Source organism: Actinomadura vinacea, from assembly GCF_039532545.1.
Taxonomy (GTDB): Bacteria; Actinomycetota; Actinomycetes; order Streptosporangiales; family Streptosporangiaceae; genus Spirillospora; species Spirillospora vinacea.
The window spans coordinates 58,017-74,014 of the sequence record NZ_BAAARW010000026.1 but is presented as its reverse complement, the minus strand read 5'-3'; the positions used below and the strand labels follow the sequence as shown (position 1 = coordinate 74,014).

General features: G+C 70.4%; 14 protein-coding genes and 1 pseudogene. 6 read left to right on the top strand and 9 right to left on the bottom strand.

Annotated elements, in window-relative coordinates; translation table 11 throughout:
* Positions 1-52 precede the first annotated feature (52 nt).
* Positions 53-1,546, top strand: a complete 1,494-nt coding sequence (locus ABD340_RS33420; protein ID WP_344594466.1) for a serine/threonine-protein kinase — start codon at positions 53-55, stop codon at positions 1,544-1,546.
* 12 nt (positions 1,547-1,558) lie between these two features.
* On the opposite strand, the gene rho is transcribed toward ABD340_RS33420, so the two are convergent.
* From rho to ABD340_RS33405, 3 genes are all read right to left on the bottom strand, one after another.
* On the bottom strand, positions 1,559-2,791 hold the full coding sequence (gene rho / locus ABD340_RS33415; RefSeq protein ID WP_425547496.1) for a transcription termination factor Rho: 1,233 nt from the start codon (positions 2,789-2,791) through the stop codon (positions 1,559-1,561).
* Between the two features lie 445 nt (positions 2,792-3,236).
* On the bottom strand, positions 3,237-4,061 hold the full coding sequence (locus ABD340_RS33410) for a hypothetical protein (RefSeq protein ID WP_344594464.1): 825 nt from the start codon (positions 4,059-4,061) through the stop codon (positions 3,237-3,239).
* 91 nt (positions 4,062-4,152) lie between these two features.
* On the bottom strand, positions 4,153-6,285 hold the full coding sequence (locus tag ABD340_RS33405; protein WP_344594462.1) for a PEP/pyruvate-binding domain-containing protein: 2,133 nt from the start codon (positions 6,283-6,285) through the stop codon (positions 4,153-4,155).
* Between the two features lie 194 nt (positions 6,286-6,479).
* Between ABD340_RS33405 and ABD340_RS33400 the strand changes: the two genes are divergently transcribed.
* Positions 6,480-7,253, top strand: coding sequence for an enoyl-CoA hydratase/isomerase family protein (locus ABD340_RS33400; RefSeq protein ID WP_344594461.1), 774 nt, complete (start codon positions 6,480-6,482; stop codon positions 7,251-7,253).
* Positions 7,254-7,276: 23 nt separating this feature from the next.
* On the opposite strand, the gene ABD340_RS33395 is transcribed toward ABD340_RS33400, so the two are convergent.
* Positions 7,277-7,591, bottom strand: coding sequence for a winged helix-turn-helix domain-containing protein (locus ABD340_RS33395; protein WP_344594460.1), 315 nt, complete (start codon positions 7,589-7,591; stop codon positions 7,277-7,279).
* 2 nt (positions 7,592-7,593) lie between these two features.
* Entirely contained in the window at positions 7,594-8,046 is a 453-nt protein-coding gene (locus ABD340_RS33390) for a hypothetical protein (RefSeq protein ID WP_344594458.1), read from the bottom strand.
* 94 nt (positions 8,047-8,140) lie between these two features.
* Between ABD340_RS33390 and merB the strand changes: the two are divergent.
* Positions 8,141-8,419 (top strand): annotated as a pseudogene (gene merB / locus ABD340_RS33385) (organomercurial lyase); the annotation flags it as partial.
* Here the strand turns inward: merB and ABD340_RS33380 are convergent.
* The 3 genes from ABD340_RS33380 to ABD340_RS33370 form a co-directional block, all read right to left on the bottom strand.
* The gene (locus tag ABD340_RS33380) at positions 8,409-9,053 is read right to left on the bottom strand and encodes a LuxR C-terminal-related transcriptional regulator (protein ID WP_344594456.1); all 645 of its coding nucleotides are present in this window, start codon (positions 9,051-9,053) and stop codon (positions 8,409-8,411) included. The pseudogene merB and the gene ABD340_RS33380 sit on opposite strands and share 11 nt — an antisense overlap.
* A gap of 10 nt (positions 9,054-9,063) precedes the next feature.
* A complete protein-coding gene (locus tag ABD340_RS33375) occupies positions 9,064-10,371 on the bottom strand; it encodes a sensor histidine kinase (RefSeq protein ID WP_344594455.1) in 1,308 nt (435 codons plus the stop codon).
* A gap of 122 nt (positions 10,372-10,493) precedes the next feature.
* Positions 10,494-11,336: a polysaccharide deacetylase family protein gene (locus ABD340_RS33370; protein ID WP_344594454.1), complete on the bottom strand. Its 843-nt coding sequence runs from the start codon at positions 11,334-11,336 to the stop codon at positions 10,494-10,496.
* A gap of 117 nt (positions 11,337-11,453) precedes the next feature.
* On the opposite strand from ABD340_RS33370, the gene ABD340_RS33365 reads away from it, so the two are divergent.
* Positions 11,454-12,212, top strand: coding sequence for an ABC transporter permease (locus ABD340_RS33365; RefSeq protein ID WP_344594453.1), 759 nt, complete (start codon positions 11,454-11,456; stop codon positions 12,210-12,212).
* Between the two features lie 22 nt (positions 12,213-12,234).
* Here the strand turns inward: ABD340_RS33365 and ABD340_RS33360 are convergent, their stop codons facing one another.
* Positions 12,235-12,984 (bottom strand): IclR family transcriptional regulator, encoded by a 750-nt coding sequence (locus ABD340_RS33360; protein WP_344594452.1) that lies wholly within the window; start codon positions 12,982-12,984, stop codon positions 12,235-12,237.
* 136 nt (positions 12,985-13,120) lie between these two features.
* On the opposite strand from ABD340_RS33360, the gene ABD340_RS33355 reads away from it, so the two are divergent.
* Both ABD340_RS33355 and ABD340_RS33350 read left to right on the top strand, forming a co-directional pair.
* Positions 13,121-14,386, top strand: coding sequence for a type III PLP-dependent enzyme domain-containing protein (locus ABD340_RS33355; RefSeq protein ID WP_344594451.1), 1,266 nt, complete (start codon positions 13,121-13,123; stop codon positions 14,384-14,386).
* A complete protein-coding gene (locus tag ABD340_RS33350) occupies positions 14,377-15,996 on the top strand; it encodes an N-acyl-D-amino-acid deacylase family protein (RefSeq protein ID WP_344594450.1) in 1,620 nt (539 codons plus the stop codon). The genes ABD340_RS33355 and ABD340_RS33350 overlap by 10 nt, the downstream gene beginning before the upstream one ends.
* The last annotated feature ends 2 nt before the right edge of the window (positions 15,997-15,998 follow it).

The window sequence follows — 15,998 nt, the reverse complement described above, 5'->3', positions numbered from 1 at the left end:
AGCATGCCTTGGGGCACTTCGCGCGCATAACCACCCCATGGGGAGAGATCGGTTGATTCCGCTGGCGGAGCGGTATCGCCTGCTCTCGGTGGTGGGCAGGGGTGGCATGGGCACCGTCTGGCGCGCCCATGACGAGATGCTGGACCGCGACGTGGCGGTGAAGGAGGTGCGCCTCCCGGAACGGTTCACCGACGGCGAGCGCCGTCTCCTGTGCGGCAGGTTCATCGAAGAGGCCCGCGCGACGGCGGCGCTGCGGCATCCAGGCGTCGTCGACGTGCACGACGTCGTCATCGAGGACGGGCGGCCGTGGATCGTCATGGAACTACTGAACGCCCGCTCGCTGCACCAGGAGATCGCCGAATGCGGCCCGGTACGGGTGGAGCGCGCCGCCCGGATCGGCCAGTGCGTCCTGTCCGTGCTGCGTGCCGCGCACAAAGCGGGCATCCTGCACCGGGACGTCAAACCCAGCAACGTGCTGCTGTGCGACGACGGCCGGATCCTGCTCACCGACTTCGGTCTCGCCGTGCACATGGACCGGGCTCAGGAACCGGAGGCGACGCTCGTCGCGGGACTGGAAGGCTCCCCCGCGTACATGCCGCCCGAACGCGTCCGCGGCGAACCCGGCAGGCGCGAATCGGACCTGTGGTCGCTCGGCGCCACGCTCTACACGGCCGTGGAGGGGGTGTCGCCCTTTCTGCGCCGCCACGCGCTGGCGTCGATGCTGGCGGTGCTCCTGGGCGACTACCCGCCACCCGTGCACGCGGGACGGCTCGCACCCGTCATCGAGGGGCTGCTCCAGGAGGACCCCGCATTGCGCTTGCAAGGCGCCGAAGCGGCACGGCTGCTCGGTGAGGCGGGGCGCCCTGCCGAGCCCCCGGTCCCGCTCTGGCGCCGCCAACCGCCCAAGCCCTGGCCCGCGCGTATCGGACTCGTGGTGAACGATTGCGCGCCGCAAGGCCGTCGCTCCCGCGCGCTGACCGCGGCGGCCTGCTTCGTGACCATCGCCGTGACGGCCGTCGTGCTGGGCGCCTGGAGCGCGCGCTGGAACTCGGTCGGCAAGGGCGAGGCCCTCGCGATGCTGCCGGTCGCGGGCGGCGGCGGCCCCAAAGGGCTCCTGCACCGCGAAGCCAGAATGATCACCTATCACGAGTTCGCCGGCTCCGGCGGCTACCTGATCGACATCCCGCCGGACTGGCGGCGGGAACGGCACGGCGGCGGCGTCCAATGGCAGGACCCGCTGGAGGAGCAGGCGCTGCGCGTCACCCCCGTCACCGGCGACCCGCTCGCCGGACTGCGCGCGACCGCACACGACACGGCGGCGTCCGGCGCCTATCCCGGCTACCGCCTGCTGCGGCTCGAAACCGTCCCGGCGCTGCGCGAGACGGTCGCGGAATGGGAATTCACGTGGGGGGAAGGGGACTGGCGCAAGCACGTCCTGCACAGCCGGACGCCCGGATACGAATTCTCCTTCCAAGCCCCCGACGCCCAATGGACACCGGCACAACGGCGCTACGACCGGATCCTGGAGACCTTCCGAACCGGCTGACGCAAGGCGCGGTCAGGTCGTCTGCTGCACCCGCAGCAGGAACTCCGCGTTGGAGGTGGTGCCCTTCATCTTGTCCAGCAGCATCTCGATGGCCTGCTGCCGTTCGAGGCCGTGCAGGGCGCGGCGCAGCCGCCGGTTCAGCTCCAGCTCCTCGCCGGGGATGAGCAGCTCCTCGCGGCGCGTGCTGGACGCCTCGATGTCGACCGCGGGAAAGATCCGCCGGTCGGCCAGGCCCCGGTCGAGCTTCAGCTCCATGTTGCCGGTGCCCTTGAACTCCTCGAAGAAGACGTCGTCCATCCGCGACCCGGTGTCGACCAGCGCGGTCGCCAGAATGGTCAGCGACCCGCCGTTCTCGATGTTGCGGGCGGCGCCGAAGAACCGCTTCGGCGGGTACAGCGCGGTCGTCGCCACACCGCCCGCCAGGATGCGGCTGCTGGACGGCGCGGCGAGGTTGTACGCGCGGCCCAGCCGGGTGATGGAGTCGAGCAGGACGACCACGTCCCGGCCCTGCTCCACCAGCCGCTTCGCGCGCTCGACGGCCAGCTCGGCCAGCGCCGTGTGCTCCTCGGCGGGACGGTCGAACGTCGAGTGCAGCACCTCGCCCCGCACCGACCGCTGCATGTCGGTGACCTCTTCGGGCCGCTCGTCGATGAGCACGACCATGAGGTGGCATTCGGGGTTGTTGATGCTGATGGCGTTGGCCAGGGCCTGCAGGATCATCGTCTTGCCGACCTTGGGCGGCGACACGATCAGGCCGCGCTGGCCCTTGCCGACCGGCGTGACCAGGTCGATCACGCGGGTCGCGAGCGCGCCGGTGTCCAGCCGCAGCCGCTCCTCGGGGAACAGCGGGGTCAGCTTCGCGAACTCGGGCCGCGCCGCGGCGTCCTCGGGCGCGGCCCCGTTGACGGCCTCGACCTGCACGAGGGAGTTGTGCTTCTCGCGGGTCGAACGCGGCGGGCGCGCCGTCCCGGCGACGATGTCACCCGGCCGCAGGTGTGCCGCCTTCGCCTGCGCCGGCGAGAGGTAGACGTCGGACGGGCCGGGCAGGTAGCCGTTCGTCCGTACGAACGCGTGCTTGTCCTCCACGGACAGCACGCCCTGGAACGGGACGACCGCCTCTTCGACGGGCGGCTGTGCGGTGGTGGTGCTCTCGGCCGAGACCCGCCGCGGGGCCCGCGCCGTCCGGCGGCGCGTGGTCCGCTTGGGCGCGGCCGTGCGTTCTGTCGTCAAGGTACTGGTGGGCATGGAGATCCCTTCTCAGGCGCGGCCGCGGTCGAGCGCGCGGCGCCTGGAGTCGGTTCCCGCGTACGGTTCGCGTGGCGCGTACGCGGAAGGAATGAGAGATACAGCTCGGCTCACCGGGCTGTCGACGGCTCCCTTGGTGCGGTGGTCCGGGACGCGGATCCGCGCGTACCCCCGGACTCGGTCGAATGGGGGAACACAATCACCGGGCGCTCAGATGACCCGGGCGGGGAAGGAAACGCCCTCGCCGCCCGACCAGGCAGCGTCCAAAGGCGCTGTCACGACAGTACAGCACACAAGGCCCGCTCCGCATTCCCGCCCGTGCTCCATCGAACGAGCCCCCCGAGTCGCTCCTCTGACACCCCGTATGACTCCCCTAACCTCCTCCGAGTTCCCCACGGCCATAAACGCAGGTGGGCCGCCCCCGAGCGGGGAGGGGGCGGCCCGGCTAACCATGCCGCACGGACTGGACGGTGAACCGGCCATGATCAACGACCGCGTCCTCCAGACAGCCCCGCAGCCTGCGCAGCGCGTGCTCGCCCAGCGCCGGCTGGACGACCAGCGCGAACCGCGCCCCGTCCAGCGGCACCAGCCCGCCGCGCGGCAGGTACGGCCGGGTGGACCCCCGGCAGTACTCCCACAGCCGGGTGGCCAGCGGATCGACCGCCCCGCTGCGGCCGTTCGTCTCCGCCTTGATGATCAGCGTGCTCGCGACGGCGCGCATCGGCGGATCGGAACGGTCCTGGGTCCGTTCGGCCAGCTCGACGACCGCGACCGCCGCCACCAGCAACACCACGACCGCCCAGACAACGTTCCGTCCGCGGCCCGGCGAGACCGGCTCCGCCGCCCCGTCCAGCACCCCGCCGGACGGAAGCCGCAACGCCTCCGGAACCCGCACGTCGCCCCGTCCGCGTCCCAAAGCGGTCGCCACCCGCTCGACCAGCGCGGCCAGCCCCGACGCCACGATCCCCGCCCCGAGCAGCACCGGAATGAACACCTTGTACGAGTGCGGTTCGGGCTCCAGCCAGCGGAAACGCGGCACCTCCTCGGCGGCGCGCGGCGCGGGCCGCCCCTCGACCAGCGCGGCCAGCCGCTGCTCCATCCGCTGCAACCGCTGCGCCCCCGCCACCGCGAGCAGAACGATCAGGCACACCAGCAGCAGCTCGCCCGCCATCAACGACCGCTGCCATTCCCATCGCACCAGATAGACCACGGTGTATCCGCCCGTGGCCAGAACCATCAGCCCCAGCCCCAGATAAGCGAGACGCCTCATGCCGCCTCCTTGTAGGGGGACGACTTCTTGCGGGGGGACGACCCCCCGTACCCCCCGGCAAGAGCGGCGCTCATGCCCTCGCTTCGCTCGGTCATGCCGCCCCCTCCGTGACGGTGCCGGCGTCGCCGTCCACCAGCACCTCGGTGCCCGGCGGGAACCGGTCGAGAGCGCCCCGCAGGCCCACCACCGTCGGCACCCCGAGTTCCCGCGCGAGGATCGCCAGGTGCGACAGCGGGCTTCCGGTCTCGGCGACCAGCCCGGCCAGCGACGGCAGCTGCGCGGCGAGCGAGGGGGCGAGGGTCCGCACCACCAGCACCGAACCCGCCGGGGGAGCGTCCGGGCCGGCATGCACCGGCCCGGACCCCCGTCCGCCGCCCGCGGGACGCGCACCGTCCCCGGGCGGCCCGGACTCCGCCACGATCCGCTCCCCCGCCAGCCGGAACACCGACGGCAGCGGAGCGGTCCGCGGCGGAGCGGGACGCCGTTCCAGGCCGGCCGGGAGGGAACCGCCTTCGAACGCCGCCACCAACTCGTCAAAACGGAGCACACGAACAAGTTCGGGACGCGGCAGCGCACCGTCCGACACCAGCCGCAAACCCGCCTCCCAGGCCAGCCGCGCCCCCAACTCCTGCACCCACCGAACCCGCAACCGCAACCCTTCCCGAGCCCCCAACCCAGCCCCCACCCCAGAAACCGCCCCCCTTCCCCCGGTCTCCACTCGCTGAGTCCTGGTGACTGCTCGCGTCTGTCCGGACGTCGTTCCTCGCGTCCCGGTGCCTGGTCGTTCTGCGAGGGGCGTTGATGGCTTGGGTGGGTGGGGGCCGGCTGAGGCCGGACTCGTTTCTGGCTCGTGCAGGGGGGTGGGAGGCAGGCGGGTCGGGCCTATGGACGGTGGGATCAGGGCGAGGACGGACGGGGCGGCCGCGAGGATCTGGGCGTCTTCCAGGCCGAGGGCGCGGGCTTCGGTGAGTGCGGTCAGGCCCTGGGCGGCGGCGGTCGTGCTGTCCTCTGGGGTCAGCAGGGATCCGGCGAGGGCCTCAAGGCCGTGGAGCGATGTGAGGGCGGCGCGGGTCCACCGCAGCGCGGCGGCCAGTTCGGCGTCCGCCAGCTCCGCCAGTGGCGGGACAGCCGAGAGTTCGGCGTCCACTTCGTCGCCGGTACGTGCGGCGAGGTCGGGGAAGTCGGCGCGGAGGCGGCCCACCTGCCAGGCGACCGCCAGTTTGCGGATCGCGGGCGCGGGGTTGAGCAGCTGCAAGTGTGAGCGCTTGCCGGGCGCAGCCCCCAACCTGCGCAGGTCAGCTGCGGCCCGGCCCCCGACCGTCAGGACCGTCGGCCTGCTGCGCAACGCGCTTCGCGACACGGCCCCGGCAGTGGCCAGGGCCTCACCGAGTCCGCTGTTCAGCGGGACGAGCCAGAGGTCCTCCTCCAGCGGGGCGAGTGGATCGGGCAGGGTCTCGGCCACCGGCCCCGGTCCCAGCAGGGGCGCGCGGCGCGGCGGCACGGGCGCGAGCGCGGTCACCGGGCGGCTCTGCAGCAGCCACAGCCGCCCGTCCTCGTCGAACGCGAACTCGATGTCCTGCGGGCCGCCGAACACCGTCGCCGCGCGGACGGCCAAGCGGGCGAGAGCACGCAACTGCACACGGGTGAGGGGGCCGCCCTCCTCCTCGGCGGGCCCGTCGTCGTGCTCGACGCCGACCAGCCGTCCGCGCCGGGTCAGCGCGTACCGGGTGCCGTTCACCTCGCCGCCGACCAGCGCCTGCGGGCCACCGGGCGTGGCGGAGACGATGACGCGGTCGGTGCGCCCGTCGACCGGGTCGGCGCCGAACATCACACCGCCTGCCACCGCGTCCAGTTGCGGCTGCACCAGCACCGCCATCGTGCCGGGCGCCGAGGCCGAGGCGATGACCTCGTCGATCGCGGCCAGGAAGGGCGGCCAGCCGTGCACGTCCAGCACCGAGACGAACCGGCCCGCCATGGACGAGACGGCGCCGTCCTCCTGTGTGGAAGACGAGCGGACGACCAGGGTGCGTTCGCCATGTGCGGAGAGCCGTGCCCACGCGGCGTGCAGGTCACCGGCGCCGGGCCGGATGGGGATGACGAAGCCCGGCAGCACAGGCAGGTCGTGCAGTGCGGCCCGGGCCAGGTTGGCCGCCTTGGGGCCAGTGCGTGCGGCGGAGGTGGCCCGGGCGTCGTCGAGGGGAAGGGTGCGTGTGTTCTGTGGCACCACGAACTCCGATCCTCGGGGCCGCCCGTACAACAAGAATCCGCCGGGAGCTCGATGAATTCGTCACCCGTAAGTGGTGTCTTGCACACCACTCGCGGGTGTACGGACGGAGGAGGCGGGTCGTCCCCAGGGCGGAGTCGGGCCCGGGATCGTCCACCTCGTACGATTGCGGCGCGTCGACACGAGGGGGCGGGATGGCCGAGCGGTGGCTGCGCGGCGAGGTCGCCGGCGGGGTCGGGACGATCACGATCGACCGGCCGGACAAACGCAATGCCATGACCACGGCCATGTGGCACCACCTGCCGGAACTGCTGGAGATGTTCGCCGCAGACCCGGCCGTGCGCGTGGTGGTGCTGACCGGGGCCGGGGGCAACTTCTGCGCGGGCGCCGACATCGGCGAGCTGACCGGGATCGGGCGCCGAGGCGACGCCCACCCTTCGACGTTCGCCGAGGAGGCCCTGGCCGCGTTCCCGAAGCCGACGATCGCGGCGATCGAGGGCTTCTGCGTCGGCGGCGGCTGCCAGCTCGCGACGGCCTGCGACCTGCGCTTCGCCTCTGCGGATGCTCGCTTCGGTGTCACGCCGGCCCGGCTGGGGATCGTCTACCCGGCTTCGGCGACGCAGCGGCTCGTACGGCAGGTCGGCGCCTCCGCGGCCAAGTACCTCATCTACTCGGCGGACCTCATTCCCGCGGAGCACGCCTTGCGCATCGGTCTACTCAACGAGGTCGTCGAGGACGTGCACAAGCGCGTCGAGGCTTTCGCGGCCACGCTGGCCTCCCGCTCGCTGCTGACCCAGCGCGCGACCAAGGAGATCGTCGACACCATCGCCACGGGAGCCGACCCGGGAGCGGTCACCGGACGCTGGCTGGCCGAGGCCCACGCCCCGAACGGTGACATGGAAGAGGGCGTCGCCGCTTTCCAGGAGCGCCGCCCTCCCCACTTCACTTGGAACGCCCCGAGCCTTTAACGGGGAGCACCAGTGGGTCTTGGTCAGGCGGCTGTTTCTGGGGTGGGGTGGTCGGCTATGGCGCGGAGGGCGTTGCAGTGTGCTTCGAAGGCGCGGCGGCCTTGGGGGGTTAGTGAGAGCCAGGTGCGGGGGCGTTTGCCCACGTAGCCCTTGCTCACCTTGACATAGCCGGCCTTTTCCAAGGTGGCGGTCTGCTTGGAGAGGGCCGAGTCGCTGACCTCGACGGTGTCGCGGACGTAGGCGAACTCGGCCTTCTCCGCGGCGGCCAGTGTCGCCATGATGGAGAACCTGACCGGTGCGTGGATGACCTCGTCCAGGTCGTGGCGCGGGTGGTTCATCGTCAGTCCGCGGATCGCGGTCGGAGTTGGTGCCGGGCGGTCACGTAAGCGCTCAGCAGGGAGGGCACCGCGACGACGGCCGCGCCGGGCAGCCACCACATCAGGTCGCCTTCGAACCAGTTGACTCCGGGGATCAGGACGGCCATATAGGTGACCGTCCAGCCGGCGATCATGAAGCCGTGGGTGCGGGCCATGCCGCGGTGGGAGACCGGCTGCCGCACGGCGTAGCCGATCAGGGCGGCGATCACGACCAGCCAGCAGGCGGTCACGGTCATGATGCCGGCGGGGCTGCTGACCAGGCCGAGGAGCAGCACGGCGACGGCGGCCGCCGCGCCGTACGCCAGGTGGAAGCGGATCAGCCAGCGGGAGCTCTGCTGCACCGTGGCGCGCAGTTTGTCCGCTTCGGCGAGCGCCGTGGCCGCGGAGCCGACGGTCGGGGGGTCGGTGTCGTCCATGTGTGTCTCCCTTCGGGTACCTGCAAGTGTGGCAACTACTTTCCACTTTTGCAAGTACTTTCCTGTGCTCTAGGCCCCCTCCGGTACGCAGGTCGCGCACTTCCTCACCCCGGTCGCCCATATGTGGGACGACGTTATCCACACCTGTGGAAACCAGCGGCTGTTCCGCGACGAGGGCTGCGTGGACGCCTGGCTCAAGCGAACCGGCAACGAGCGTGGATACGTCATGGACCTGCCCACGCTCTGGCGCCTGGCCCAGCACTGGTATGCGGGACGGCTCGACTACGGGTACACGCGCAGGGAACCGGCCGCGGCGGCCGCGTACTTCCAGGAAGCGGGCCTGAAGGGCCCCTTCTGGGGGCTCAGTGGTTGAGGTAGGCGAGTACGGCCAGGACGCGACGGTTGTCGTCGTCGGAGACCGCCAGGTCGAGTTTCGCGAAGATGTTGGCGGTGTGCTTGGTGATGGCCCGTTCGGTGATGACGAGCTGCTGGGCTATGGCGCTGTTGGAACGTCCCTGCGCCATGAGCTCGAGCACTTGCAGCTCCCGGGGTGTTAGGCGGCCCAGAGGTTCCTGCTTGGTGTTGCGGGCGACCAGGCGGGAGATCACCTCCGGGTCCATCGCGGTTCCGCCGCCCGCAACGCGCCGTACGGCGTCCACGAACTGGGCGGCGTCGAAGACCCTGTCCTTCAGCAGGTAGCCGATGCCGCCGGTGCCGTCCGCGAGCAGTTCGCGCGCGTACAGCTGCTCGACGTACTGCGACAGCACCAGCACCGGCAGGCCCGGGACCTGGCGGCGGGCCTGCAGTGCGGCCTGCAGGCCCTCGTCGGTGAACGACGGCGGCAGCCGCACGTCGACCACCGCCACGTCCGGGCGGTGGTCGAGCAGGGCTTTGACCAGGGACGGGCCGTTGTCCACGGCCGCCGCTATCTCGAAGTCGTGCGACTCCAGCAGGCTGACCAGCCCTTCCCGTAGGAGAGCGAGGTCCTCGGCCAGGACGACGCGCATCAGCGGACTGTCAGGGGTGGGGGGACGAGGGGATCGCGCACGGCACCTCCAGGGTCACGATGGTCGGGCCGCCCGGGGGCGAGTTCAGGGCGAGCACTCCGTCGAAGCTACCGATACGCCGTTCGATGCCGCGCAGCCCCGTTCCGCCCTCGAATGACGCGCCGCCCTGGCCGTCATCGGTGACGGTGGCCTTCAGCGTCCCGTCGCGGTGGACGAGATCGACCCATACGCGCTGGGCCCGTGCGTGCTTGGCGGTGTTGGTGAGCATCTCGGAGATGGCGAAATAGACCGCGGACTCCACGGGTGGTTCGGGACGGCCGGGCAGTTCGACGGTGACCTCCACCGGAAGCGGGTGGTCCAGCGCCAGTGCGCGCACAGCGTCGCCTATGCCGCGGTCGGCGAGGACGGGCGGGTGGATGCCGCGGACCAGGTCGCGCAGTTCGGCCAGTGCTTTGGTGGACGAGGCGCGGGTCTCGGCGAGCAGCAGCCGGGCCTTGTCGGGGTCCTTGTCCAGCAGGTGTTCGATCGCGCCGAGGGTCATGCCCATCGCGACCAACCGGGCCTGTGCGCCGTCATGCAGGTCGCGTTCGATGCGGCGAAGTTCGGCGGCTGAGGCGTCCACGGCGTCGGAACGGGTCTCGGTGAGGTGCTGGACGCGCAGAGCGAGCTCGGACTTCTCGGTGGGGCCCAGCAGTGAGCGGCCCCAGCGGCCGTAGACGTCGAGCATTTTCGGACCGATGAGGAAGCCGACGACTATGAACATGGTGCCGAGCACCGCGGTGCCGACCTTGCTGGCCTGGGAGTCCGAATAGTCGACGTCGACTGCGATGAAGCCGTAGAATTCGGTCCAGCCCAGAATGCCGATGGCCTCGCCGGCCCAGAGCGTCAGGTTCCAGCCCCAGAAGCCGTAAAGGATCATGGTGGCGGGCAGGGCCACCGTGAACAGCGCCACGAACGGGTCTGCCGCCATCCAGGCGAGGTCGCGCCATGTGGCCGGATCGGCCATGTACCGTTGGAAGCACGACACTTTGTCGGATGCGCCGCGATCCGCGGCGGGGACGGGCAGGTACGGGCGTTCGATGTGGTGGCCGGTCCATTCACCGATCAGCCTGCGGTTCACGTCCAGTTGCCGGCGCGCTGCCCTCACGGCGGGCGGTACGAGCAATATGCCCACACCGAAGCTGAGCGCCGAGAGGGCGCTGGTCACAAGCGACATCACGAGCGTCGTGGGGAACGTGAGCAGCCACAGCTGGAAGCCGCGCCACGGCGCGCGGGTCCGTTCCACGAACCAGGTCTGTCTGGTCAGTTCGCCTTCCACCGCTTCCTCCGCACTTTGGATTTCGTACGGAATCCAGTGTTCGGTGGATCCCCTGCAGACACAGTGTGCCCCAGGCCCGAACAGAGGTGTAGTTTCCTACACCCCCGTGCGGATGCGCGGGGTTACAGGGCCACGAAGGAGAGTCCCCGCTTCTTGAGCTTGGGGATGGCGCCCTTGAGGGCTTTGACGGTCTGGGAACGGTCGCCGCCTCCGTCGTGGACGAGCAGGATGTTCCCTGACTCGGAGGCCGTCAGCGTCTTGCGGATGCTGCCGACCCCTGGACGCGCCCAGTCGCGCGGGTCGACGGCCCAGTCGATGGGGAGCATGCCGTGTTCGGCTACCACGTCCACGACGGCGGGCGACCAGGCGCCACCGGGGGCGCGGAAGAAGACCGGGACGACTCCGGAGACCTGGGCGATGCGGTCGTGCGCCTCACCGATCTCCTTCCTCAGTTCCTTCTTCGAGAGGTCGTCGAAGGACAGCGGGTGCGTCATGGTGTGGTTGCAGATCTGGTGCCCGGCCGCCGCGATCCGCTGGGTCAGCTGAGGGAACTCCTTGACCTGGGCGCCGATGATGAAGAACGTGGCGCGCACCTGGTGTTCGGCGAGCAGGTCCAGGACTTTGGGCGTCCACTCCGGGTGGGGCCCGTCGTCGATGGTGAGCGCGATCGTCTGTTCGGGTGGCGGCGGTACGAGTTCCTTCAGGTCGCGGATGGGCTCCTTGGGCTTGAGCGCGGTGAGCCTTGTCGGCGTCCAGGGAGCGGGCCGCGGCGTTGGCGTCGGTTTAGGTGTCGGCTTGGGCCGGGGTCTGTGCACAACGGGTCTTGTGCGCGCCACCGTTCCCGGACGTGCGCTCAAAGGCGAATTGCTGCCCGTGCTGTCGGCGGCCAGGCAGGCGAAGCCGGCCGCACCCATCAACCACAGAGCCTTGCGCCGCGACGCGACGCTGGAATCGACTACCCCCACGACAGCAACGCTATCGGTGTCGATGGGGTCAACGCGGGCGAAATGATCACAATAAGTCAATTAGGACCGTCGTTTCCGTCGCGTGCGCACGTCCGCTGAACGGGGGAGGACGCAATCATGAACGCGGCACCTTCGGTCGGCCCCTTGCTGGCCGTCGTCCTCCTGGCGCTCGCGGCCGTCGCCGCGCTGCTGGTGCGGCTGGGCCGGCTCGGACTTTCGCGCGAGGTGCTGGTGGCCGCGGCGCGGGCGGCGGTGCAGCTGACCGCGGTGTCGCTGCTGATCGCGGCGGTGCTGCGGAGCGCGGGTTGGACCGCCGTGTTCGTGGCCGGAATGGTGGTGGTCGCGGCGATGACGTCGGGCCGCCGCGTCACCGGGTCGTTCCGCGGACGCGGGTGGTGGACGCTGCTGCCGATCGTCGCGGGGGTGGCGCCCGTGCTGGGGGCGCTCGTGGCCTCGACGGTGGTGCCGGCGCGTCCGGTGGCGGTGCTGCCGATCGCGGGCATCTTCATCGGCGGGGCGATGACGGCGACGTCGCTGACCGGCCGCCGGGCGCTGGACGAGTTGCGGACGCGGCGCGGCGAGTATGAGGGCGGGCTGGCACTGGGCCTGCTCCCGCGCGACGCCGCTCTGGAGGTGTGCCGTTCGGCCGCGGCGCTGGCGCTGGTGCCTGTGCTGGACCAGACCCGTACGGTCGGGCTGGTCACGTTGCCGGGGGCTTTCGTGGGGGTGCTGCTGGGCGGAGCGGATCCGGTCGAGGCCGGCGCCACGCAGTTGCTGGTCCTGATCGGGTTGCTTGCGATCGAGGCCGCCGCGGTGGTCGTCACCTTGGAACTGGTGGCGACGGGGCGTCTCGTGGACGGGGAAGCATCCCGCTAGGGGTGCTGTTTGGGAGAGGCTGTTAGGAGGGAACCGTGTAGCCGCAGTCTGCGGATATGGCGCGGGCGGTGGCTTGCAGGCCGGGCAGTAGGCCCATGACCTGTTCGCGGCCCAGCACCACATCGGGTACGGAAATGGACGCCGCCGCTATCGCCCGCCCCCCGGCGTCACGTATCGGCGCGGCGATGCAGCGGATGAACGTCTCGTGTTCGGCGTCGTCCACGGCGTACCCCTGCTCTGCTACACGGGACAGCTCGTTCAGCAGTGCGTCTGCGTCGGTGATGGTGTTCGCGGTGAACGGCGTGTAGGCGATGTCCGCGGCGATGCGGTGGCGGCTCGGTACGGGCAGATCGGCCAGCAACACCTTCGCGATGGCGGTGGCGTGCAGTGGCATGCGCAGGCCGACGCGCGAGTACATGCGGATGGCCTGCTTGGAGTCGTACTTGTCGAGGTAGACGACCTCGCCGCCCTCGTACACGCCCAAGTGCACGGTTTGGCCGGTGAGCTCGTTCAAGCGGGCGAGGTGGGGTGCGGCGACGTCGCGTATGCCGCGCTGTTCGAGGGCGGCCCCGGAGAGCGAGAACAGGCGCGAGCCCAGATGGACGCGGTGGGCGTCGTCGCGGTAGGCGAACCGTTCCGTTTCGAGGGTGCGGAGCAGGCGCAGCACCGTGGTCTTGTGCACGCCGAGGGTGGCCGCCAGCTCGTCCAGGGTGCGGGGGCCCTCGCCGAGTTCGACGAGGATGCGCAGCGCCCGCGCGAGGCTCTGGCTCATCGGGCTCCTCAAGGGGGCGGGGGCGAAGGGGAGGCCGGGGCAGACGAAGGGGCGTTGACCAGGGGCGCAGCGCGATGTTACAACCGCAGCAGCGTGTGACGCAATGCACATTGCGTATCACGCAACCTAGGAGGTCATGATGGTCGACGCCATTGACAACGTCGCGGTCGACGGGCTGGGCGAGGAGATCCTCGACTGGCGCTTCAAGGCGATTCCGGCCTGGGCGCATGGTATGACCATGCTGGAGTGCGCGGACGCCCGGCGGCCGCTCGACGACTTCGGTACCCCGCTGCTGACCCTCGACGCGGGTGCGCTCGACCACAACATCGCCCTGATGGCAGGCTGGACGCGTTCCGCAGGCGTACGGCTCGCCCCACACGGCAAGACCACGATGGCTCCGCAGCTGTGGCGGCGACAGCTCGACGCTGGCGCGTGGGGCATCACCCTGGCCAACCTCCCCCAGGTGCGTGTCGCACGGGCGTTCGGTGTGCGCCGTGTACTGCTGGCCAACTCGCTGCTGGACGAAGCAGGGCTCACCTGGCTGGCAGGGGAACTGGACCACAACTCGGAATTCGAGTTCCTGTCCTGGGTCGACTCAGTCCGCTCTGTCGAGCTGATGGATGAGGCGTTGCGTTCAGCGCGGGCGCAGCGACAGGTCGATGTGTGCGTCGAACTGGGTGGTCCCCATGGGCGCACGGGTGTCCGAGATGAGGACGACGCCGTCGTTGTAGCGGAGGCCGTGCGCAAGGCACCGACTTTGAGGCTGGTCGGGACCGCGGGCTATGAAGGCGCACTCGCCCACGACGCGTCCACGGAAGGGCTCGGGGCGGTCGACACCTACCTCAGGCGGATCGCCGCCCTGCATCAGCGCCTTGCGTACGAGACCGACGAACCAGTGGTGACCGCGGGCGGGAGCGCGTTCTTCGACCAGGTGGTGGACGTGCTGGGCGGGCTGGACGGCCACCTTCTACTGCGGTCGGGGGCTTACATCGCGCACGACGACGGCTTCTACCGGCAGATCTCTCCCTTCGCGCGCCTTCGTTTCGGTGACGAGCGGTTGCGCTCGGCGATCCACGGTTGGGCGAGGGTCGTCTCGCGACCCGAGGCAGAGCTGGCGTTGCTGGACGCGGGCAAACGCGATCTGCCGTTCGACGAAGGGTTTCCCGAGCCGCAATTCGTGCGCGGGCTACCCGGTGCGGGTCCGGCCGCAGGAGCACGTGTGACCGCCCTAAACGACCAGCACGCCTTCCTCAGGGGAGCCGATGTCGACGTAGGGGATGTCGTACGGCTGGGCCTGTCCCATCCGTGCACGGCGTTCGACAAGTGGACGCTGATCCCGGTCGTGGACGATGCGAGCGCCGAACGGCCCGTCGTGGTCGATTTCGTCAGGACATGGTTCTGATGGCCGACCTGGTGGTCCGTGGGGCCACGGTGGTCGACGGCACCGGCGCCCCTGGGCGGATCGCCGACGTCGCCATAACGGACGGAACCATTGAGGAAATCGCAAGTACCGGCACGGGGCCTCCTCTTACAGGACGGCGCGTACTGGACGCCTCCGGGCTCGTCTTAGCGCCTGGCTTCATCGACATGCACGCGCACTCCGACCTGGCGCTCCTGGCGGAACCCGATCATTTCGCCAAGGTGAGCCAGGGCGTGACATGCGAAGTGATCGGTCAGGACGGGTTGTCCTACGCACCCGTGGACGACACCACGCTTGACGCCACCCGCCAGGCGATCGCGGGCTGGAACAACAACCCATCCGACTTCGACTGGAACTGGCGGAGCGTCGGCGAATACCTGGACCGCCTCGACAGTGCGGGTATCGCGGTCAACGCGTGCTACCTCGTCCCACAGGGATCGGTACGGATGCTGGCGATGGGCTGGGAGGACCGTCCTCCCACGCCCGACGAGCTGGACCGGCAGCGCGAGCTTGTCGCGACCGGCATGCGTGAAGGCGCGGTCGGGATGTCCAGTGGGCTCACCTACGTGCCGGGGATGTACGCCGACGACGACGAGCTGACCGAGCTGTGCCTTGTCGTGGCCTCGCTCGGCGGCTTCTATTCACCGCATCACCGCTCGTACGGCGCTGGAGCGTTGCAAGCGTACGCCGACATGGTGGAGGTCTCACGGCGGTCCGGCTGCCCGCTCCACCTGGCGCACGCCACACTGAACTTCGGGGTCAACCGGGGGCGTGCCGCAGAACTGCTCAACCTCTTGGACGAGGCGATCGCCGGTGGCTGCGACATAAGCCTCGACACCTATCCCTACCTGCCCGGTGCCACCACGCTCGCCGCACTGCTTCCGAGTTGGGCGTCCGAGGGCGGACCCAAAGCGACCCTGGAGCGGCTGGCCGATCCGGTCGTCCGCGAGCGGATCCGGCACGTCATGGAGGTCGAGGGCTCCGACGGCTGCCACGGCGTACCGGTGGAGTGGCAGACCATCGAGATCGCCGGGGCGCCGGCGGCCGCATCGTCTGTCGGCCGTACCGTCGCCGAACTGGCCGACGCATCGGGACGCCTCGCGTTCGACGTCTTCTGCGAACGGCTTCTCGCCGACGACCTGGGTACCACGATCCTCCAGCACGTCGGCGACGAGGACAACGTGCGGGCCATCATGCGGCACCCCGCGCACACCGGCGGTAGCGACGGACTGCTCGCCCCTGCCAAACCCCATCCCCGCGCGTGGGGTACGTTCCCGCGCTATCTCGGCCACTACACGCGCGAGCTGGGCGTCCTGTCCCTGGAGGAATGCGTTGCGCACCTAACGGGCCGCCCCGCCCGGCGCCTCCGGCTCGCCGGCCGCGGCCTGGTCCGTCCCGGATACCGCGCCGACCTCGTGCTGTTCGACCCCGCGACGGTACGGGACGCGGCCACCTTCGACGAGCCCAAGCGGCAGGCCCAGGGAATCCCGCACGTCCTGGTCGGCGGTGTGGCCGTCATCGAGGACGGCCGTCACACCGGCGCCCTGCCCGGCCGCAGCCTCCGCCGCCGCTCCGACGGCACCACTGCCTGACC